19 protein-coding genes are annotated in these 20,112 nt (G+C 45.2%); 13 read left to right on the top strand and 6 right to left on the bottom strand.

The window, feature by feature from the left end:
• Nucleotides 1-7: 7 nt before the first annotated feature.
• The 3 genes from WKT00_RS05785 (at nt 8) to WKT00_RS05775 (ending at nt 4,252) form a co-directional block, all read left to right on the top strand.
• Nucleotides 8-1,126 carry a uroporphyrinogen decarboxylase family protein gene (locus WKT00_RS05785; RefSeq protein ID WP_173814561.1) on the top strand — a complete coding sequence of 373 codons (1,119 nt, stop codon included), beginning with the start codon at nt 8-10 and terminating at the stop codon, nt 1,124-1,126.
• 120 nt (nt 1,127-1,246) lie between these two features.
• On the top strand, nt 1,247-2,992 hold the full coding sequence (gene mutY / locus WKT00_RS05780) for an A/G-specific adenine glycosylase (RefSeq protein WP_340261773.1): 1,746 nt from the start codon (nt 1,247-1,249) through the stop codon (nt 2,990-2,992).
• A 108-nt stretch (nt 2,993-3,100) separates the two neighbouring features.
• Nucleotides 3,101-4,252, top strand: coding sequence for a double-cubane-cluster-containing anaerobic reductase (locus WKT00_RS05775; protein WP_101694872.1), 1,152 nt, complete (start codon nt 3,101-3,103; stop codon nt 4,250-4,252).
• A gap of 75 nt (nt 4,253-4,327) precedes the next feature.
• Here WKT00_RS05775 and WKT00_RS05770 read toward each other — a convergent pair whose 3' ends face one another.
• A complete protein-coding gene (locus WKT00_RS05770) occupies nt 4,328-5,110 on the bottom strand; it encodes a triose-phosphate isomerase (RefSeq protein ID WP_340261767.1) in 783 nt (260 codons plus the stop codon).
• Nucleotides 5,111-5,423: 313 nt separating this feature from the next.
• Between WKT00_RS05770 and pdxA the strand changes: the two genes are divergently transcribed.
• The 5 genes from pdxA to WKT00_RS05745 all read left to right on the top strand — a co-directional run bounded on the left by pdxA (nt 5,424) and on the right by WKT00_RS05745 (nt 10,267).
• Complete coding sequence (gene pdxA / locus WKT00_RS05765) at nt 5,424-6,446, top strand: 4-hydroxythreonine-4-phosphate dehydrogenase PdxA (protein WP_340261764.1); 1,023 nt, start codon at nt 5,424-5,426, stop codon at nt 6,444-6,446.
• 35 nt (nt 6,447-6,481) lie between these two features.
• Complete coding sequence (locus WKT00_RS05760) at nt 6,482-7,825, top strand: four-carbon acid sugar kinase family protein (protein WP_101694869.1); 1,344 nt, start codon at nt 6,482-6,484, stop codon at nt 7,823-7,825.
• A gap of 15 nt (nt 7,826-7,840) precedes the next feature.
• Nucleotides 7,841-8,872 (top strand): 2-keto-3-deoxygluconate permease, encoded by a 1,032-nt coding sequence (locus WKT00_RS05755; protein ID WP_101694868.1) that lies wholly within the window; start codon nt 7,841-7,843, stop codon nt 8,870-8,872.
• 111 nt (nt 8,873-8,983) lie between these two features.
• Entirely contained in the window at nt 8,984-9,484 is a 501-nt protein-coding gene (locus WKT00_RS05750) for a YcxB family protein (protein ID WP_340261758.1), read from the top strand.
• An 18-nt stretch (nt 9,485-9,502) separates the two neighbouring features.
• Nucleotides 9,503-10,267, top strand: a complete 765-nt coding sequence (locus WKT00_RS05745; protein ID WP_101694866.1) for a DeoR/GlpR family DNA-binding transcription regulator — start codon at nt 9,503-9,505, stop codon at nt 10,265-10,267.
• Between the two features lie 106 nt (nt 10,268-10,373).
• Here the strand turns inward: WKT00_RS05745 and WKT00_RS05740 are convergent, their stop codons facing one another.
• The 4 genes from WKT00_RS05740 to WKT00_RS05725 all read right to left on the bottom strand — a co-directional run bounded on the left by WKT00_RS05740 (nt 10,374) and on the right by WKT00_RS05725 (nt 13,337).
• Nucleotides 10,374-10,796, bottom strand: coding sequence for a bacteriohemerythrin (locus WKT00_RS05740; RefSeq protein WP_101694865.1), 423 nt, complete (start codon nt 10,794-10,796; stop codon nt 10,374-10,376).
• A gap of 31 nt (nt 10,797-10,827) precedes the next feature.
• Nucleotides 10,828-11,496 (bottom strand): phosphatase PAP2 family protein, encoded by a 669-nt coding sequence (locus tag WKT00_RS05735; RefSeq protein WP_340261754.1) that lies wholly within the window; start codon nt 11,494-11,496, stop codon nt 10,828-10,830.
• A gap of 109 nt (nt 11,497-11,605) precedes the next feature.
• Complete coding sequence (locus WKT00_RS05730) at nt 11,606-12,538, bottom strand: diacylglycerol/lipid kinase family protein (RefSeq protein ID WP_101694863.1); 933 nt, start codon at nt 12,536-12,538, stop codon at nt 11,606-11,608.
• Nucleotides 12,539-12,734: 196 nt separating this feature from the next.
• Complete coding sequence (locus WKT00_RS05725; protein WP_340261750.1) at nt 12,735-13,337, bottom strand: TetR/AcrR family transcriptional regulator; 603 nt, start codon at nt 13,335-13,337, stop codon at nt 12,735-12,737.
• A gap of 216 nt (nt 13,338-13,553) precedes the next feature.
• Between WKT00_RS05725 and WKT00_RS05720 the strand changes: the two genes are divergently transcribed.
• The 5 genes from WKT00_RS05720 to WKT00_RS05700 all read left to right on the top strand — a co-directional run bounded on the left by WKT00_RS05720 (nt 13,554) and on the right by WKT00_RS05700 (nt 19,143).
• The gene (locus tag WKT00_RS05720; RefSeq protein WP_340261747.1) at nt 13,554-15,710 is read left to right on the top strand and encodes a Tex family protein; all 2,157 of its coding nucleotides are present in this window, start codon (nt 13,554-13,556) and stop codon (nt 15,708-15,710) included.
• Between the two features lie 37 nt (nt 15,711-15,747).
• Nucleotides 15,748-16,620 carry a YitT family protein gene (locus tag WKT00_RS05715; protein WP_340261743.1) on the top strand — a complete coding sequence of 291 codons (873 nt, stop codon included), beginning with the start codon at nt 15,748-15,750 and terminating at the stop codon, nt 16,618-16,620.
• Nucleotides 16,621-16,641: 21 nt separating this feature from the next.
• Nucleotides 16,642-17,544, top strand: coding sequence for a DMT family transporter (locus WKT00_RS05710; protein ID WP_340261736.1), 903 nt, complete (start codon nt 16,642-16,644; stop codon nt 17,542-17,544).
• Between the two features lie 109 nt (nt 17,545-17,653).
• Nucleotides 17,654-18,853 (top strand): FprA family A-type flavoprotein, encoded by a 1,200-nt coding sequence (locus tag WKT00_RS05705; protein ID WP_340261733.1) that lies wholly within the window; start codon nt 17,654-17,656, stop codon nt 18,851-18,853.
• 44 nt (nt 18,854-18,897) lie between these two features.
• Nucleotides 18,898-19,143, top strand: coding sequence for a TM1266 family iron-only hydrogenase system putative regulator (locus tag WKT00_RS05700; RefSeq protein ID WP_101694857.1), 246 nt, complete (start codon nt 18,898-18,900; stop codon nt 19,141-19,143).
• Here WKT00_RS05700 and WKT00_RS05695 read toward each other — a convergent pair.
• Nucleotides 19,112-19,996 carry an AraC family transcriptional regulator gene (locus tag WKT00_RS05695; protein WP_101694856.1) on the bottom strand — a complete coding sequence of 295 codons (885 nt, stop codon included), beginning with the start codon at nt 19,994-19,996 and terminating at the stop codon, nt 19,112-19,114. The two genes, WKT00_RS05700 and WKT00_RS05695, sit on opposite strands and share 32 nt — an antisense overlap.
• Between the last annotated feature and the right edge of the window lie 116 nt (nt 19,997-20,112).

The following is a 20,112-nucleotide window of genomic DNA, read 5'->3' as shown; positions in this document are numbered from 1 at the left end:
AAGGATTATGGATTATGAACAGTTGAAGAAGTTGATGAGTGAGCAGAAAGATGAGATGACGGCAGCAGAACGTTTGAAAGCTTATAATGCAGGAGAAGAGGTGGATTATAATCCCTATACGCTGCAGGCGCCGGATCCGGCTATGGCGGATATTTTTGGATTTACGACGACACAGTTTGCGAAGGATTTTGAAGTGAAAAGTGAAGTGATCCGAAGGCGAAGAGATGAGTTTGGGCTTGACAGCTTCAATGTGGGACTGGGGCTTAAGACGATTGGCGGGGCGCTTGGCTCTGTGTTAAATGCGCCGGAGCACGGGATTGATTATGTAGAGAGACATATCCTTCAGGATTATGCTGATTTTGATCAGCTGGAAGTAACGGATCCCTACAAAAATCCAAAGCTTGCCCCGATTTTAGAAAGTGCCAAAAAGCTGAAAGATCGTTTTCCGGATGTCAGTATGACAACCAGCGTGGCGGGACCTTTGTCAACGGCCATTGCGGTGCGTCCGGTGGAGAAGGTGCTTAAGGATACAAGAAAGAATCCGGAAATGTTACATAAACTTCTCGATCTTACTGTAGAGTGCTCTCTGAAATGGTTTGAGGCATTTGAAAAGGAATTTGGTCCGGTTGGAACGAACTTTTCAGATCCCGTAACCTGTATGGATGTTATCAGTAAGAAGCAGTTTGATGAATATTCTCTGCCTTATTTGAAAAAGCTGATTGATGGCACGAAGAAGATTATGGGAACTGCGCCGGGAGCGCATATCTGTGGAAAGACAAGTCCAATCTGGAACGACCTTGCGGACGCAGGACTGTTTTCTTTCAGTATCGACAACTGCGAAGATCTTGCAGTTGCAAAAGCGGCAGTGGGAGACCGGATGCGGATTGCAGGAAACGTCCCTCCGGTTGATGTGATGAAAAACGGAACCATTGATGAAGTTATTGCATCTTGCAAAGAGTGTCTAGAAAAATGTGCGGATAATCCGGCCGGTTTTATTTTAAATACTGGGTGTCAGCTTCCGATTGGAACACCGAAGGCGAATGTGGAAGCGTTTATCTATGCGGTGAGAAAATATGGAAGAGGTGCAAGACTTGGAAGAATGCCCAGAGGAATCACGGAAGGCTAGATGGAAATAAAAGGTTTCACTCGCGCATTGGAAAGAAAAATGCTAGAATAGAAGTCGGATGAGAAAGAGTAACATGCGATAAATATCAGAAAGCAAATTTAAGAAGACGCGGGGAAATAGATGAAATACGAGAGGATTGTCAAAGGAAAATTTCTGGAACGGCCAAACCGTTTCATTGCATATGTGGATATCAACGGTCAAAAAGAGACCGTTCATGTGAAAAATACCGGGCGCTGTAAAGAGTTACTGCGCCCGGGTGCTGTTGTATACTTGCAGGAATTCGATCCTTCAGCTCGGAAAACGAAGTGGGATTTGATTGCGGTGGAAAAGAAGGGCCGCATCATTAACATGGATTCTCAGATTCCCAACAAGGTAGTAAAGGAATGGCTGGAATCTGGAGGGCTTTTCCGGAAGGTGACGAAGATTCAGCCGGAATATACGTATGGAGACTCCAGAGTGGATCTCTATGTAGAGGCGGATGGGAAGAAGGTTCTGATCGAAGTCAAGGGCGTTACGCTGGAAGAGGAAGGCCGGGTACGATTCCCGGATGCGCCAAGTGAAAGGGCAGTGAAACACGTAGAAGAGTTGAAGCGTGCAGTAGGAGAAGGATATGAGGCGTATATCTTTTTTGTGATTCAGATGAAAGATGTACGTTATTTTACGCCGAACATGGACACCCACCCGGCATTTGGAGAGGCGCTTCGTGAGGCGGCTTTGGCTGGAGTACATGTAATTGCCTATGACTGCCGGGTAGACTGTGATCACATTACACTGGCGGATGAAGTGAAAGTGGTGTTGGAAGAGCCCGAACTTTATGAGATTGCGGAACCTGTAGTGGGATGGTTTCGTCAGAACAAGCGGGATCTTCCTTGGCGGAAGGATCAAGATCCGTATCACGTGTGGGTGTCGGAGATTATGCTTCAGCAGACGCGGGTAGAGGCGGTGAAGCCTTATTATGAGCGATTTTTGAAGGAACTGCCGCGGGTGAAAGATCTGGCGGAGGCGAAAGAGGATACACTTTTGAAGCTGTGGGAAGGGCTTGGATATTATAACCGTGTAAGGAATATGCAGAAGGCCGCACAGCAGATTATGGTAGATTTTTATGGGGAATTTCCAAATACTTATGAGGGAATTCTCTCCTTGAAAGGCATTGGAAACTACACGGCCGGAGCAATTAGTGCATTTGCATTTGGGCTTCCGAAGCCGGCGGTGGATGGCAATGTGCTTCGTGTGGTGTCGAGGATTACGGGAAGCCGGGAAGACATTATGAAGCAGAGTGTGCGAAAAGCGATGGAGCGGGCACTGGAGCAGGTGATTCCAGAAGATGCAGCCAGTGATTTCGGTCAGGGATTGATTGAACTTGGCGCTATCGTCTGTGTCCCTAATGGAGAACCCAAATGCGCAGAATGCCCGGCGGCGTTCGCGTGCGTGGCGAGAAAGCAGGGACTTACGGCGGAGATCCCGGTAAAAAAGAAAGCGAAGGCAAGACGGATCGAGAAGCGAACGGTATTTATTTTCAAAGATGGCGAGAAACTTGCCATTAGGAAGCGGCCTGGGAAAGGATTGCTGGCAGGACTGTATGAATTCCCAAATGAAGAGGGAAGACTGACGCAAAAAGAAGTGACAGCGTACAGCAAAGAGATTGGTCTGATGCCGGTTCGTGTCAAAAAGCTGGAGAGTGCAAAGCATATTTTCAGTCATGTGGAATGGCATATGACCGGGTATGAGGTGATCGTGGATGAACTGGAAAAGACGAATAAAAAGGAGTTTCTGTTCATTCATCCGGAAGAGATCGGGCAGAAGTACCCTCTTCCGTCGGCTTTTGAAACATATATCCGCTATGCAGGAATTCAAAGGGATATTTAGACATAGATAAAATCTATATAAGAAGAATATTATTAACATTTTCGATTATATAAAATACTTTGAGAGTGTTATGATATAACATACAGGGAAATCAAAGGAGGAATTTACATGGAAGTCATCAAAGAATTACCGGAAGTGTTTGAAGAGTTTGCGGAACAGCGCAAAAATTCATTTTTGGCGGTAAAAGAATTAAAAGATAAAGGGGTTCCGGTTATCGGATCCTATTGTACTTATTTTCCACAGGAGATCGCAATGGCAATGGGAGCAGCAAGCGTCAGCCTGTGTTCTACATCGGATGAGACCATTGCGGATGCGGAGAAAGAGCTTCCGAAGAACTTATGTCCGTTGATCAAGTCCAGCTATGGATTTGCCAAAACGGATAAATGTCCATTCTTCTATTTTTCTGACGTGGTTGTCGGAGAGACGACTTGCGATGGAAAGAAGAAGATGTACGAGTATATGGCAGAATTTAAAGACGTTTTTATTATGGAACTGCCAAATACCCAGAGAGAAGAAGCGTTAGCGCTTTGGAAAAACGAGATCATTCGTTTCAAAGAGTATCTGGAGAAGAAGTTTGACGTGACGATCACAGAGGATGATATCCGCAGAGCCATTAAGATTAATAATGAGGGACGGCGCGCGCTGAAGAGACTCTACGAAGTGATGAAGAACGAGCCAACACCGATTACCGGTTATGATCTGTTCAAGGTATTGTACGGAAGTACGTTCAAGTTTGACAGAAGTCAGATTCCAGGGGAAGTCAATGCGTTGGTTGATAAGATTGAAAAGGAATATGCAGAAGGAAAGATGCAGCCAAAGAAGCCTAGAATTCTGATTACGGGATGTCCCCTTGGAGGAGCGACCGAGAAGGTGATCAAGGCCGTAGAGGAAAACGGAGGAATCGTTGTTACTTATGAAAACTGCAGCGGCGCTAAGGCGATTGACAAAGAAGTAGACGAGACGAATCCGGACGTATACGATGCGCTTGCAAGACGGTATCTGAATATTGGCTGTTCCGTTATGACGCCAAACCCGAATCGTTTGGAACTTTTGGGACGTCTGATTGATGAATACAAGGTAGACGGCGTGGTTGAGATGACGCTGCAGGCATGCCATACTTATAATGTGGAAGCATTTGGAATTCGCAAATTTGTGAATGAGCAGAAGAAGATTCCATACATTAATGTAGAGACAGATTACTCTCAGGCTGATATTGGACAGCTGGGAACAAGAATTGCAGCATTTATTGAGATGTTGTAGAGATAAAATAATGGAAGGATATCAGAGATGGTATCCTTCCATTATTTTTTGATGTTGATGTTTTTTGTATGGATATTATGCTTCCTCGTATGCTTTTATAGCATCACGGATCAGCGCGTTGAATTTATCGGCATCCCATGCGGAGCGTCCGGTGAAGAGCCCGTCGATGGAAGGCTGCACAATCAGGTCGCAGGCATTGTCAGGATTTACGCTTCCGCCGTAGAGAACCGGAATCTCTTCGCTGGCGTCGCCGAACAATTCGTGGAGTGTTTCTTTGATTACCTTATGCATTTTTTCGGCATAGTCCGGGGAAGCCGGGGTTCCGTTGACACCGATGGACCAGACTGGTTCATAGGCTACCCAGATCTTTCCGATCTGATCTTTGGATACTCCGTGGAATCCGATCTTTAGCTGTGTGCGCAGAATTTCGGCGCTGACACCGTATTCTTTTTGTTCTCCCGTTTCGCCAATGCAAAGAAGTGTCTGGAATCCGTGGTTTAGAGAAGCTTTTACTTTCTTGTTTTCTTCGTAGTCCGTCTCGCCAAAGACGTGTCTTCTCTCAGAATGGCCGATCATTACCAGTTTAATTCCCAGTTCTTTTAACATCGGTGGAGAGATTTCTCCGGTAAACTGTCCCTGATCTTCCCAGCACATGTTTTGTGCGCCCAGAAGAATAGAATTCTGATCGATAGAAGCGGTCGCGCGATCCAGTGAAGTGAAAGATGGAATGATGAATAATTGGATCTCGTCACGGCTTAAATCAGCAGTGTTATCGGACAGCTTTTTTAAATAAGCAACGGTGTCCTGGACATTTTTATACATTTTTAAGTTGCTGCCGAAATATAACTTTTTTTTCATGGTATTGCCTCCTGTATAATGAAATAAATAAGTCTTTGATGTCCCTATTATATACCTTGTAAAAATGAAAATCAATCGTGCAAAAAGTGATAATTAAAACGTTAAAATAATGACAAACGAAAAACGAAAGCAAACGAAAGTTAAAATATAAAAAATATGTATATATTGCATAAAAAGAGAAAAAGCAAGCTTTATAATATGCTGAAATTCTAAAAAACTATTGATTTTGAAAAGAAATGAATATAAAATGAAATCACAAACGAAACAGAAAAAAATACAAAACGAAAACAAAACGAAAGGAAAGGGAAGGTAAATGAAAAATACATTCAAGCCTGTAACAGCAATTACAATGGGAGATCCAGCAGGAATCGGACCGGAGATTGTAGTAGGAACTATGCTGGATAAGGAACTTCATGATTCTTGTAAGCCATTCGTGATCGGAAGCATTGCGATTTTGGATAGAGCAGCAAAGGTACTTGGAAAGGAATTGAAATACAATAAGATTTCCGAGCCAGAAGAAGCAAAATATGAATTTGGTGTTGTGGACGTACTGGAGACGGGCGACTATGATACAGATTCTATTCAGTGGGGGGAGGTTCAGGCGCTGGCTGGCCAGATGGCAATTGACTGGATTATGAAATCCATCGCATTTGGAATGGAAGGCCGTGTGGATGCAGTATCCACGGCTCCGATTCACAAGCAGGCAATTAAGCTGATCGGTGTCAAGGAACCAGGACATACCGAGATTTATCAGAATGAGACAGGATCTCCATATGCACTGACCATGTTCTCCTGCCATAAGCTGAGAGTCTTCTTCGTAAGCCGTCACATGTCACTGGTAGACGCAGTACACTATGCAACCAAGGACGTTGTTCTGGAGTTTATTGAGAACATTGACAAAGAATTAAGAGGCGTCGGAATCGAGAATCCTTGCATCGCAGTTGCAGGTATTAATCCACACAACGGCGATAACGGGCTGTTCGGAAGAGAAGAGATCGATGAGTTAGAGCCGGCTGTTAAGATGGCGCAGGAAAAGGGCATCAATGCAGTGGGACCATGTCCGGCAGATTCCGTATTCCATATCGGAAAGAGCGGAAAATTCGATGCGATCCTCTCTATGTACCATGATCAGGGTCATATCGCATGTAAGACGCTTGATTTCCAGAAGTCTGTTACGATTACATGGGGACTTCCGTTTATCAGAGGTTCTGTTGATCACGGAACGGCATTTGACATTGCAGGAAAGGGAATCGCAGACTGCGTAAGTTTGATTGAATCCACAAAAGTGTGCGTAGAATACGCCGTTCGTAAACACGAAGGAAATGCAATGAAATAAGAAGAATACAAAAGAGAAAGGAAGGGAAGAGGACTATGCCGATCATAGGTGCAGTTGCAGATGATCTGACTGGAGCAACAACGACAGGGGTACTCCTTGCCAGATCCAAGGCACAGACAGCAGTATTTTTTAATGAAGAAGCGGCAGAAAAAGCCAAAGGTGCAGATGAGTTGGATGCAATTCTGGTAAGCAGCAATTCACGCCCGCTTCCGGCAGACGAGGCGTACGAGAAAGTAAAATCGGCTACGCTTGCGTTGAAGCGGATGGGAGTAAAGTATTTCTCCAAGCGGATTGATACGACACTTCGAGGTGGCGTCGGCGTGGAGATCGATGCAATGCTCGATCAGATCGGGGAAGATGCAGTTGCGGTTGTTGTTCCGGCAATGCCGCAGTCCAGAAGAATTTTGGTTGGCGGATATTCCGTGATTGACGGTGTGGCGCTAATTAACACGCCGGTTGCAAAGGATGTGCGCACACCCGTAAAAGAAAATTATATTCCACGACTGCTGGCAGGACAGACCAGACGCCAGGTGGGACTGGTGACACTTGACAAAGTCCTGGCAGGCAAAGAGGCAGTAGAAAAAGCGCTGGAGGAAAAGCGGGGCGAAGGCTGTGAAGTGATTGTGGTGGACGGAATTACACTGGAAGATGTAGAGACCATTGCGAAGGCATGTATTGCTTTGAAGTGGAATGTTGTGGCAGTGGATCCGGGTCCGTTTACTGCGAAGCTTGCTTATGAGCGCGGGTTGATTGGAGTAGAAGAACCGAATATTCCGGAAACAGCGAATGAAGAAGAAAAAACGGTTCTGATTGCAGCAGGAAGCGCAACTCCGGTTACCAAAAAGCAGATGGAAGTGCTCTGTGAGGATGAGCGGCACGTGCGTATCAGTGTGGAGCCGATTCTGCTGATTAACGGCGGAGATGAGGCCGTAGCCGAGGCTGAACGAGCAGTAGAATTGGCAAAAGAGATGTTCCAAGAGGGATCCCAGCCAAGGGCAATTCTGTTTGAGACGGCGCTGCACGGAGAGCTTTTGAATCTGGATGAGGAAGATAAGAAGCGTGGATATGCATCCGGAATGAGTGCAAATCGGATCAATGCAGGACTTGGAACCATCATTACAAAGCTGATGGAAAGAGTTGGACGAGACAGAATTGCAGGATTGTACACGACAGGCGGAGACACCATGGTAAATGTCTGCTATCAGCTTGGCGTGGAGTGTATCCAGGTGATGGATTACGTGATTCCACAGGCAGATGTGGGACGTCTGGTAGGAAGCTATGATGGGCTTCCGGTTGTAGGAAAAGGCGGACTGACAGGAAATGATCATACTGCTTGTGATATCGTAGATCGTCTGTTTAAAGAAGCAGGAAGAAAGTAAAAAGGAGCGGAGAAAATGGAAGAGAATAAAGTGAAAGAACAAAAAGATTTTGATATTCTGAATAAGATGAAGAACCTGCCTGGTGGATTGGTTATTATCCCACTGGTTATTGCAGTAGTTTTAGCAACATTTGTACCACAGGTATTCCAGATTGGTGGTTATGTAACGGCGTTATTCTATGAAGGAAATGCATGTATGATGGGATTTTTCCTGATTGTATGTGGATCTATGATCAACATCAAGCAGGTAGGTATGCCTCTTTACAAAGGTGTGATTATGACAGGAACCAAATTCCTCCTCGGAGTTGTGATAGGACTTTTGGTAGGAAAGCTTTGTGGACCGGAAGGATTCTTAGGAATCGCACCATTTGTACTGATTGCAACTATTACGAACTCCAACGGATCCCTGTACATTTCCCTGTCCTCTCAGTTCGGTAATGCGACAGATACAGGAGCGATCTCCATTCTGTCTTTGAACGATGGACCATTCTTTACACTGATTGCACTTGGAGCAACAGGACTTGCAAATATTCCAGTTAAGTCTCTGATCGCAGTATTAGTTCCTCTGTTAATTGGTTTCATCTGGGGAAATCTTGACAAGGGATTCAGAGATGCATGTAAGACAGCACAGCCAATCGTAACCTTCTTTATGACGATTTCTATTGGTGCAAAGACAGACGTGAAGACGATCCTGACAGCAGGAGCTTCCGGTATTGTACTTGGACTGATTTCAGCAGCAACAGCAGTAATCTTCTTCTTCGTAATTAATCTTCTTCTTCCGAAGAAAGAGAGAAATGCGATGGGAGCAGCAATCGGAACAACAGCTCTTAACTCTGCTATGACACCGGCAGCAGTTGCAGAAGCAGACCCAAGCATGGCACAGTATACAAGTATGGCAACTGCACAATGTGCAACAGCATCCATTATTACACTGTTCCTCTGCCCATTTATTACAGCAGCATTTGATAAATATATGCAGAAGAAACAGAAAGGTATTTACAGTCCAGAAGGATGGGCTCACGATAAAGCGCTTGCAGCACAGAAATAAAGCGGCAGCAAAAATAATGAATTAGTTGGTATAAAGTCCTTTTATATGTTAAAATATAAAAGGACTTTTTAAAAAATAACCCCAATATGGGGAAAGGGGTAGATCGGTACGATGAAAAAGATAACAGTACATATGACGAAAGAGGCATTGTTTGATTTCTTACTGTTCCACGCATATTCCAAATTTACCGGATTTTTGGTAAATATTCTGGGGCTTGCGGTGGCATTTATGGGAATTATTCTATATGTGACAGACCGGACGGGAACCGCGAATCTGGTCTTTTATCTGGCGGCAGCATTTCTGTTCCTTGGCTATACGCCGATTCAGTTGAAACGAAGAGCTGCAAAGCAGATCAAAATAAATCCGGAGTATGCAAAGCCGGTAGACTATGAGTTTTCGGAGGATGGAATCAAGGTGGTTCAGGAAGAAAGAAGTGTATCTCATTCATGGGAAGAGATTAAGAAAGCAGTCGTGACACCTAAGACCATCGGTGTCTACTACGAAGATGAGAAGGCGATGATTATTCCCAAAGAAGGTTTTGGAGAAGAATTTGTAAGTATTTTTCAGATGATTGCAATGCATCTTGGGACATCTAGAATCCGGATGCGGTAAGCAAAGGTAGGAGGAGAAATGCAGGAGCGCAGGCGGGCTATTTTACGAAAATTAGAAGAATGTGGAAGTGTGAAGGTGAACGATCTGAGCCGGGAACTGGGATGCTCGGAAGTGACGATCCGTGCAGATATCCGCGCGATGGAGCAGGAGGGAAAGCTGACACGCACCCACGGGGGAGCGGTGGGCAAGACTGCAGACGAGGAAGTGCATCACTACCGGGCAGAGAGCCTTTATCGGAATACGGAACTGAAAAAGCAGATTGCGGCCTGTGCCTATGCGTTTATCGAAGATCGGGACACCATCATTATTGATGATGCGTCTACCAGCTTTTATCTGGCTGTTTATATTCGGCAGCATCCGGAAAAGCATCTGGCGATTGTAACCAATTCGCTGTTGGCGGCGAATGAGCTTGCGGGATGTTCCCATGTGGAGCTTTTCATGGTAGGCGGTCATGTGGGGGGCCATCTGGCTGCGACCATGGGAGAGGCAGCGCAGGAGAGTATGGAGAAGTTCCATGTAGATAAGGCGTTTATCGGGGTTCACAGCATCAACTTTGATGTGGGGCTTACCTCTATTGCGACACCGCAGATGCAGGTGAAACAGGCGATTATGAAGACGACAGAGAAAGTATTCGTATTGGCGGACAGTACGAAGTTCGGAGGCGGATATCTGTCAGTGATCTGCCCGATCAAGTCTGTCTATAAGATTATTACGGATAAGAAAGTATCACGCGAGAATGTTGTTCGAGCGGAACGGGAAAGTGTGCCGCTGGTGATTGCGTAAAAAGAATTGTATAAAAGGATTGCATACAAGAAAATGAAAAACCCTGTACCAGGAATTCTAGTGAATCTCTGGTGCAGGGTTTTAAAATTTCCAACGTCGTTGGTGATTAAAGTCGTTCGTTGTTTTCGCGCATGAATTTGTATTCAGCAACAGAACGATCAAATGTCTCGATGTGAGTGTAGAACCATTTTACGATGTTTTCCTGTACCTTCTGAACGAATGCATTGGATGGGCCTTCTTCTTCGGTCAGCATCTCTTCCAGCTCTTTGATGGTCTGTTTGAAGATCTCGTGCTGAGCTTTGTGCTTTTCAAATCCAGGATAGTTAATTTCCTGCTGTAACTTTTCTTCAGCAGAAAAATGGAAGTCTGTGTATTCGGACAAATAATCCAGTGTGTTTACGGCAATTGTCTTCTCGTTGCCAAGCTCACAGCTTTCCAGCAGCTTGTTCATTCTTCCGATCAGCTCCTTGTGCTGGGAATCAATCATCTCATTTCCGGTAACCAGGTTGTCACTAAATTCTGCATACATAATTTGTATCCTCCTTGTCAGATCTTATTTTTTATATTAGCTGATGTGAAAGTTTAGGTTCCTTACGTTCCTGCATTACGTATACGAAGGGATAGATAATACAGGATATTACGATGGCTGCAATCACATCTGTCACCGAGTGCTGTTTTAAGAACATGGTGGACAGAATGATAAGTCCGGCCAAAAGGTAGGAACTATACTGCACAGCTTTGTGTTTTTTCAGTGCATCGCTGTGTGAAATTGCAATCACAGCGCCGATGGAATTGAATACATGGATGCTCGGAAGCACGTTGGTTGAAGTATCCGTTTGGTATAGCTGCCGCACCATATCTACAAAGATATTGTCGCGGACAAAGGTGTCCGGGCGAAGATTCAGTCCATTTGGGAAAACCGTACATATAATCAGGAAGATGGTCATGCCTGAAAATAAAAATGTGGTCAATTTATAGAATCCTTTCTTATCTGTAAAGAAAAAGTAGCCTACGGTCACGGCAATAAATAAAAACCACAACAGGTACGGAACGATGAAATATTCTACAAATGGAATATAGTCATCAAGTGGAGAGTGGATAATATAGTGTCGGACATTTGTCCGTCTCTCCAAATAAAAAAACCATGGCAGATAAATGAACGCATATAGAAACACCCATGCATGGCTATATTTTTTTAGCGTTTTTTTGATTGTGTTCACAGTATTCATACAGATTCCCCTTTGTATGTTGTTCTGTTTAAACGTATTTCGATTACATCACGGATTATACCATGAAACAGGGGAATCAACAACCATATTCATTTTTTGTTAATAAATTTCACAGTCTTTTAGGAGTCGGCGCTCCGATAAGACGCAGTTTGTCCGGTTCGCAAAAGAGACGGAGCGTTCTTTTCAAGAACACGGGTTCGCCGTCTGCGTGCACCGGAAGGGGAACAGGGCTGATGAACTGAGCTTCCCGGCAGGTAAAGAGATTGACGCCCTTGAAACGTGTATGAAGGCCGAAGAAAGCGGTTGGGAGAAGGGCGAGCACTTTCCATTTGGAAATTTTGCTGATTACAATAATGTTGAGTCGGTCATCCTGGTAGTCTGCATGAGGGCAGAACTTAAATCCCCCTCCTTCATAGCGAAGATTCATTCCGGTTGCAAAGAATACTTGTTCAAAATGGTGGGTTTGTCCATCCAGTACAACGGTCATAGACGAAGGCTTTAGCGTGAACAAGCGGTGGAGCGCGACTGCGGCGTAAGAAAGCTTTCCAAGCCGAAACCGGTTCAGAAGAATCTTCAGGCGGGATACCATTACTTCGTGGCAGACACCGGCGTCAAATCCGATGCCGGAACTGACGGCAAATCGCCTGCGCTTTTGCTCATATTCCAGTACGCCGATGTTGAGGTGTTCGTAGTTTGACGGCGTTAGAATGTTCTGAAGCGCCTTGACAGGATCGGTGGGAAGTCCGGTTCCCCGTGCAAAATCATTGCTGGAACCGATGGGGATGTATCCTAGCGTTACCTTGTCAAGGGAAGTGATGCCATTGATTACTTCGTTGATGGTTCCATCGCCGCCAAGCACGATAATGGTGTGCCGCTCCAGGTCGGAAGTCAGTTCCTGCACCAGCTTTGTGGCGTGATTCTGGTATTTGGTAAAATATACCTGATAAGGAATCTTTTGTTCTTTCAGCACCGCTTCTACCTGATGCCATCTGGTAAGCCCCAGGCCGGAACGGGCATTTGGGTTTGTAATAAACGTATACATTCATGTTCTCCTTATAGAAGTTATCTATAACTGAGGGAGTTATATTATGATAACTGATTGGATTTCTGTGAAAAATGATGGTATGATACAACCATAAAGATATTATTGTTTTGGTAGTAACAACTGCCATATTCCCTTCTGGAAAATCCTCTCAGGTCGCTTGCCTGAGGGATTTTTTCATGTTATCGGGATTCTGTTAGAATAACCCGTTCAGATAAGTGGTCAGAGAACGTTTCATATTTCCTTCAAAATCAGCTTCTCCATTTTTTAGACACCATTCAAATACATTTCCGATTACGATCATCCGGATGTCTGTGGTGATGGATTCCAGATCCTGCTCAATTGTGAGAATTCCGGCGTCAATTGCTTTTTGCAGATAGTTTTGCACCGTCAGAATTGGATATGGACGAGCGGTACGGATCAGTGGGTTTAAAGATTGATTTTTTGGGGTGTAATAGTTTGCCATGAATTCTACCCCCAGCTCCTGACAGTAGTGAACATAGTTCCGGTAGACTTCTACAATCGTGTTTTTGGCATCTTCCACATTCTTCGGAAGATCCAGAAGATCCGGATTGATGCTTGGCTGTTCTTCTATATAATAGGATAAAAGGTCGTCCTTGGTCTTGAAATGGTGATAAAAACTTCCGTTGGAGACTCCGGCTTCTTCGCAGATATTTTTGATTGACAGGCGTTCGTAGCCCTGTTTTCTTAAAATCTGTTTTGCGGCGCGGAAGATTTTGGCTTTCGTTTCTTTTGACTTTAATTGCTGCTTGGACAGCTCTTGTGTTTCTTCATGCATGTGTTATGACTCCCCTTTAATTTGAAGTTATTTTTATGGTAGACACAGTATAGCATGTCTGGTTGGTTTTTTCAAGAAAACAGAGTGAACTCGGTGTGGGTTATGCCATTGCGATGCAAGAAAAATTCCGTTATAATGGACAGCAGTGGCTTGAAAAGGGCGAATGGAAATCTGCGAGAAAGCGGCGCCTAAGAGCCGGAAGAGAGGTATGCAAATATGGACATTAATCAGAAAATAACAGAAGAGCTTGGCGTAAAGAGATGGCAGGTGGATGCAGCGGTCAAACTGATTGACGAAGGCAATACCATTCCATTTATTGCGAGATATAGAAAAGAGGCGACGGGAACACTGAACGATGAACAGCTTCGGAAGCTTCACGAGCGTCTGGTGTACCTTAGAAATCTGGAAGAGAAGAAGGCGCAGGTCTTATCCAGTATTGAAGAGCAGGGAAAGATTACGGATGAGCTTCGGGCGCAGATTGAGAAGGCGGAGACACTGGTCGTTGTAGAAGATCTGTATCGTCCGTATCGTCCAAAGAGAAGGACACGCGCGACGATTGCGAAGGAGAAGGGATTAGAGCCTTTGGCAGCCTTGATCCTGCTGCAGAAGACGGACGTTCCGTTGGAACAGACTGCACGGGCTTATGTAGATCCTCAAAAAGAGGTACATAGTGCAGAGGAAGCCATTGCCGGGGCAAGAGATATTATTGCGGAAGGTATTTCCGATGAGGCGGATTACCGAAGCTATATCCGTAAAATAACCATGCAGAAGGGACGCGTGGTCTCTGCGGCAAAGGATGAAAAGGCAGAGTCTGTCTATGAGATGTATTATGAATTTGAGGAGCCGATTCAGAAATTGGCAGGACATCGGATTCTGGCGTTGAATCGTGGAGAGAAAGAGAAATTTCTGACGGTAAAAGTGGAAGCTCCAGAAGAAGACATTCTTAGATATCTGGAGAAGAAAACGATCCATCGGGAAAATCCATATACGATGCCGGTCTTGAAGGAGGCAGCTGCGGATAGTTACAAGCGTTTAATTGGACCGGCTATTGAACGGGAGATCCGAAGCGATCTGACGGAGAAGGCCGAAGACGGGGCGATCGAGGTGTTTAAGAAGAATCTGGGGCAGCTCTTGATGCAGCCTCCGATTGTGGGGCAGACGGTGCTTGGCTGGGATCCCGCATTTCGTACCGGATGCAAGCTGGCAGTGGTGGATCCGACGGGAAAGGTCATCGGGACAACGGTGATTTATCCAACGGCGCCGACGACACCGCAGAAGATAAAAGCTTCAAAAGATTTATTGAAGAAAATTATTAAAAAATACCAGATCACGTTGATTTCACTTGGAAATGGAACGGCATCCCGGGAATCGGAGATGTTTATCGTAGAATTATTAAAGGAAATTCCAGAAAAGGTGCAGTATGTCATCGTTAGTGAGGCAGGAGCTTCGGTGTATTCGGCAAGCAAGCTGGCAACAGAGGAATTTCCGAAGTTTGATGTGGGGCAGAGAAGTGCGGCTTCTATTGCAAGGAGACTTCAGGATCCGCTGGCAGAGCTTGTGAAGATTGATCCGAAATCCATTGGGGTTGGCCAGTATCAGCATGATATGAATCAGAAGAAGTTAAGTGAAGCCCTGTCTGGCGTGGTAGAAGACTGTGTCAATAAGGTAGGGGTAGACTTAAATACGGCATCCGCACCGCTTCTTTCTTATATTTCAGGCATTTCAAGTGCTATCGCCAAGAATATTGTGGCGTACCGGGAAGAAAACGGAAGATTTCAAAGCAGGAAGGACCTTCTGAAGGTTGCGAAGTTGGGACCTAAGGCTTATGAGCAGTGCGCCGGATTTATGCGGATTCAGGATGCTAAAAATCCGCTGGATGGAACCAGTGTTCATCCGGAATCCTATGAGGCAGCAGAGAAGCTTTTGGAAAAACAAGGCTTCCAGACATCGGATCTCAATGGAGGGAAACTGACGGGATTGTCTCTTACCATCAAGGATTATGGACGTTTGGCACAGGAACTTGGGATTGGAGAAATTACGCTTCGGGATATTGTGCGGGAGTTGGAAAAGCCGGCCAGAGATCCGCGTGATGAGATGCCAAAGCCGATTCTTCGCACGGATGTGCTGGAGATGAAGGATCTCACAGAAGGAATGGTCTTAAAAGGAACCGTCAGAAACGTGATTGACTTTGGTGTGTTTGTGGATATTGGCGTACATCAGGACGGGTTGGTTCATATTTCGGAAATTACCGATAAGAAATTTATCAAACATCCGCTGGAAGCGGTCAGTGTTGGGGATATTGTGGATGTCAAGGTGTTGAGTGTGGATCCGAAGCGCAAACGGATTCAGCTGACCATGAAGGGGATTTCTTAACGGGCAGATGAAATTGGTGAAAAGAGGTTGAATTAAAATGGAAAAGAAATGGAAAAAGAACCTGTGGACAATTATTGGGGTTTTGGCAGGGAACCTGATCCTTGCGTTTACGGTGTCGGCATTTATGGTGCCTCACGGAATTATTATGGGAGGCGCGACGGGTATGGGTCTGACGATCAGCCACTATTTCCCGATTGATCTGTCCCTGATTATCTTTATCGTCAATGCGATTTTATTTGTGCTGGGAGCTGTGGTGCTTGGTAAGAAGTTTGCGCTGACGACCATTATCAGTACCTTTGTCTACCCGACATTTTTATCGGTCGTAAGACAGATTCCGGGCGTGGCGGATATGACGGATAATATTATGCTGGCAACGATTTACGGAGGAGCACTTTTGGGGCTTGGAATCGGTTTGATTGTCCGGGTAGGAGCGTCCACAGGAGGAACGGATATTCTGGCGCTGGTATTCAACAAATGGTTTCATATTCCAGTGGCAGCACTTTTGTATGTTGTGGATTTTACAGTGCTTGGAATGCAGGTATTCTTTTCAAACTCCGAACAGATTCTGTATGGTATTCTTGCGCTGATTCTAACGACAATTGTGCTGAACCGCGTGATGCTGATGGGACAGTCTCAGATTCAGCTATTCATTATCACGGAGCTTTATGATGAAGTGAAGGAGAAGATGCTAAAGGAAATCGATGCCGGAGTAACCATGGTTCATATTGAAACCGGTTATGGAAAGAAACAGCAGCAAGGCGTACTTTGTGTGATTCCAAAGCGGAAGCTTTATTCTGTGAAGGAACTGGTACAGATGGTCGATCCAAAGGCGTTTATTACCATTACGCAGATCAACGAAGTTCGGGGAAGAGGATTTACGTTGGAGAGACGTTATGGAGAGGAAAGTTAGAGAAGCTAGAGGAAAATAGTTATGAAAGAACAAGGAGGGACACAGAGAAAGCGCGGGTTCATGCTGGCCTTTCTGGCAGGGCTTTTGTGGGGGGCTTCAAGCCCTGTGGCTCAGTATCTCTTTGAGCAAAAAGACATTGTGTCGGAGTGGCTGGTTCCCTACCGGCTTTTGTGTGCAGGAATCCTGCTGTTTGTTTATGCAGTAGTCTGGAAACGGCAGGAACCATGGGGGATTTGGAAGGAGAAAAGAGACGGCATCCGGCAGGTGCTTTTTTCCATTTTGGGAATGATGGGGATGCAGTATACTTTTTTTGTCATGGTACAGGAGACGAACGCGGGGACGGCAACCATTTTTCAATATCTGAATCCGGCAGTGCTGATTCTGTATTATGCGCTTCTGTACAGGGTGCCGCCGAAGGCAAAGGAAATTCTGGCAGTTTTTTGCTCGGTATCAGGAATCTTTCTGGTGGCAACCCATGGCAATATCCACGCCATGAGTGTGTCGGGCAAAGGGCTTTTTATCGGAGCGTTGGTGGTACTGACAACCTGCTTTTACGGGGTGCTTCCAGCACCTCTTTTGAAAAAGTATCCGGCAGAAATGGTGTGTGCATGGGCCATGATACTAGGCGGTGTGGTTTTGACACTGGCAACCAGGCCGTGGCGGATTGCAGCGTCTATCGATCTGGGCGTTGTGATTGCATTTTTGGTAATTGTGATTCCGGGTACTATTTTGCCGTTTTGCTTTTATCTGGCAGCAGTGGCAAAGGTGGGATCGGTGTATGCTGGACTTTTGTCCAGTGTGGAGCCTGTGGCAGCGACAGCGTTTGCGTTCCTGTTTTTAGGAACAAAGTTTCAGTCCATTGACCTGGCTGGATTTGCGCTGGTATTGTCAACCATGTTTATTTTAAATTACAAATTCACATAATAAAGAACAGGCATAGGCTGAAAATATTTTGTCTAATCTGGAGGAACTGTGCTATAATAGGTGTGCTTGTTAATATAGAAACGATACCTGATAGGAGGAGTCTTAAAATATGCAGAGTACGAGAAAAGTAACAGAAGATATCATTTGGGTAGGCTGCGATGACAGAAGAACTGCGTTGTTTGAAAATTTATTCCCAATTCCAAGGGGAGTGTCTTATAATTCTTATCTGATTTTGGATGAGAAGGTGACGGTAATGGATACAGTGGATGCATCTGTGACTGCACAGTATCTGGATAACCTTACTTATGCACTTGCTGGAAGAAGTGTGGATTATCTTGTGATTCAGCATATGGAACCGGATCATTGTGCGAATATCGAAGAGCTGATGAAGCGTTATCCGCAGATGAAGGTGGTAGGAAACGCAAAGACGATTCAGATGATCCAGCAGTTTTTTGCGATTGATACGGATAACCGAGTAGTGCTGGTAAAAGAAGGTGATACCCTTTCTACCGGAAAACATACGCTTCACTTTGTGATGGCACCGATGGTACACTGGCCGGAGGTTATGGTGAGTTATGAGGAGACGACAAAGATCTTGTTTGCGGCAGATGCATTTGGAACCTTCGGAGCATTAAATGGAGGTCTCTTTGACGATGAAGTAGATTTGGATGCAGAATGGGTGAAGGATGCCAGAAGATATTATTCCAATATTGTCGGAAAATATGGAATGCAGGTACAGACTCTTCTTAAGAAAGCAGCAGCCTTTGATATTCAGATGATCTGTTCCCTTCATGGTCCGGTTTGGAGAGAGAAGATTGCCTGGGTGGTAGAAAAGTATGATCTTTGGAGTCGCTATGAGCCGGAAGATCGCGCAGTGGCAATTTTCTATGGTTCCATTTACGGACATACGGAACAGGCGGTGAATGCTCTGGCTTGCGCGTTGGCAGAAAAAGGTGTGAAGAGAATAAAAGCTTACGATGTGTCTACAACGCATGTATCGGAACTGATTGCAGAGTGTTTCCGGTGCAGCCATATTGTGTTGGCAAGTCCAACCTATAACGGAGGAATCTATCCGCCGATGGAAAATCTTCTGACGGACATGAAGGCACTGGCCGTACAGAAACGTACTGTGGCTGTGATGGATAACGGAACTTGGGCGCCGACGGCTGGAAAGCAGATTGTGAAGTGCTTGGAAGAGATGAAGGAGATGAATGTACTGGATCTGAAACTGTCCATCAAATCTGCATTAAAGCAGGAGCGAGCGGAAGAACTGGATGCATTCGCTAAGCAGATCGCAGACGCTCTGTAAGAACTTGTTTTGGTGTTAAGAGATATCGGAAAGGATGAACTGTGATGGAGAGTCGGGTGTCTGTCATCAGTATTATTTTGAAAAATGAAGAGGCGGCGACAGCGGTTAATGAACTGCTGCACGAGTTTCGCCAATATATTGTGGGACGTATGGGAATCCCGTACAGAGACCGGGGGGTATCCATTATCAGTGTGGTATTGGATGCACCGGGAGATGTTACCAGTGCTCTGTCCGGGAAGCTTGGGATGCAGGAAGGTGTCAGTGCGAAGACATTGACCGCCAAGCTGTAGGAGAACAACCCATATAACGTTTGAAAATCTGACCGTAATAGGCCGGCGTGGAGAATCCAACCATGCCGGCCGTTTTTGTAATACTTTCTCCGGCGCGAAGAAGAGGCAGGCTGTTCTGAATCCGAAGGAACAAAAGGTAGTCGAAGATCGTCATCTTCATATACTTCTTAAAGAAGCGGCAGCACTCGCTTTTGCAGATGCTGATGTGGTCGGCCACATCGTCAAGAGAAAGGTCTTCCTGATAGTGAGCCTGCAGATAGGTAAGAATCTGCTTCAGACGTTCCAGGTGTTTCTGGGGTCTTGCTTCTTCTTCCGGAAGACTCTTAAAATACCGGTAGAGCTTCTGCCAAATCTGGGTCAGGAGAAGATGAACTTCCAGTTCGTAGTCGTAAGGCGGATCCTGGGCAAGCATTGTGATCTCCTGAATGAGAACGAGGATTTCCTGCTGCCACTTGGTATCTGGTGTAAGCTTTAAGGAATGCCAGACCTCGCTGGAGGTGATAAAGTCAACATATCGCGTCTGCAGCAGACTGTTTTCGTAGCCGTAGATAAAACGGGGGTGAAAGGTGACGGTCAGATAATCACAGTTCTGTCCGTCTTTCATATGGCCTGAGTGCAGTGCGTTGCTGTTGCCGAAAAGTCCTTCTCCTTCGGAGAGGGTATATTTTTTGTCGTTGACATAGTATTCCATTTGACCGGAAGTAATCAGCGTCAGTTCGATTTCCGGATGCCAGTGCCACAGGAAATTGCCCTGTTCATAAGACTGAATGGATTCTGGACTGATATGAACAGGGAAGGCAAAGCTTCCGTGGCTTTTGATTTCTTTTTGGTTTTTTTCGGTGTGGATCTGCATGCCTTCTCCTTTTTTCTTGTTTTTCCTCAATATTCTTATAATCTGATACAATATCCTTATTGTGATAATACACATGTCGCATTATAATTATAAATTAGATGGAAAATAATATCAAT

The sequence above is a fragment of the Dorea sp. ICN-14282 genome, from assembly GCF_037890115.1.
GTDB lineage: Bacteria > Bacillota > Clostridia > Lachnospirales > Lachnospiraceae > Dorea_B > Dorea_B phocaeensis.
Note: the sequence above shows the minus strand (reverse complement) of the source record. Positions and strands in the feature narration are given on the sequence as shown.

Coding starts and splice junctions, on each gene's coding strand:
- WKT00_RS05730 (WP_101694863.1), bottom strand. CDS start 12,538: ATGTATACGTTTATTACAAACCCAAATGCCCGTTCCGGCCTGGGGCTT.
- WKT00_RS05755 (WP_101694868.1), top strand. CDS start 7,841: ATGGAAGAGAATAAAGTGAAAGAACAAAAAGATTTTGATATTCTGAAT.
- WKT00_RS05720 (WP_340261747.1), top strand. CDS start 13,554: ATGGACATTAATCAGAAAATAACAGAAGAGCTTGGCGTAAAGAGATGG.
- WKT00_RS05775 (WP_101694872.1), top strand. CDS start 3,101: ATGGAAGTCATCAAAGAATTACCGGAAGTGTTTGAAGAGTTTGCGGAA.
- WKT00_RS05700 (WP_101694857.1), top strand. CDS start 18,898: ATGGAGAGTCGGGTGTCTGTCATCAGTATTATTTTGAAAAATGAAGAG.
- WKT00_RS05770 (WP_340261767.1), bottom strand. CDS start 5,110: ATGAAAAAAAAGTTATATTTCGGCAGCAACTTAAAAATGTATAAAAAT.
- pdxA (WP_340261764.1), top strand. CDS start 5,424: ATGAAAAATACATTCAAGCCTGTAACAGCAATTACAATGGGAGATCCA.
- WKT00_RS05715 (WP_340261743.1), top strand. CDS start 15,748: ATGGAAAAGAAATGGAAAAAGAACCTGTGGACAATTATTGGGGTTTTG.
- WKT00_RS05735 (WP_340261754.1), bottom strand. CDS start 11,496: ATGAATACTGTGAACACAATCAAAAAAACGCTAAAAAAATATAGCCAT.
- WKT00_RS05705 (WP_340261733.1), top strand. CDS start 17,654: ATGCAGAGTACGAGAAAAGTAACAGAAGATATCATTTGGGTAGGCTGC.
- WKT00_RS05750 (WP_340261758.1), top strand. CDS start 8,984: ATGAAAAAGATAACAGTACATATGACGAAAGAGGCATTGTTTGATTTC.
- WKT00_RS05785 (WP_173814561.1), top strand. CDS start 8: ATGGATTATGAACAGTTGAAGAAGTTGATGAGTGAGCAGAAAGATGAG.
- WKT00_RS05725 (WP_340261750.1), bottom strand. CDS start 13,337: ATGCATGAAGAAACACAAGAGCTGTCCAAGCAGCAATTAAAGTCAAAA.
- mutY (WP_340261773.1), top strand. CDS start 1,247: ATGAAATACGAGAGGATTGTCAAAGGAAAATTTCTGGAACGGCCAAAC.
- WKT00_RS05695 (WP_101694856.1), bottom strand. CDS start 19,996: ATGCAGATCCACACCGAAAAAAACCAAAAAGAAATCAAAAGCCACGGA.
- WKT00_RS05745 (WP_101694866.1), top strand. CDS start 9,503: ATGCAGGAGCGCAGGCGGGCTATTTTACGAAAATTAGAAGAATGTGGA.
- WKT00_RS05740 (WP_101694865.1), bottom strand. CDS start 10,796: ATGTATGCAGAATTTAGTGACAACCTGGTTACCGGAAATGAGATGATT.
- WKT00_RS05760 (WP_101694869.1), top strand. CDS start 6,482: ATGCCGATCATAGGTGCAGTTGCAGATGATCTGACTGGAGCAACAACG.
- WKT00_RS05710 (WP_340261736.1), top strand. CDS start 16,642: ATGAAAGAACAAGGAGGGACACAGAGAAAGCGCGGGTTCATGCTGGCC.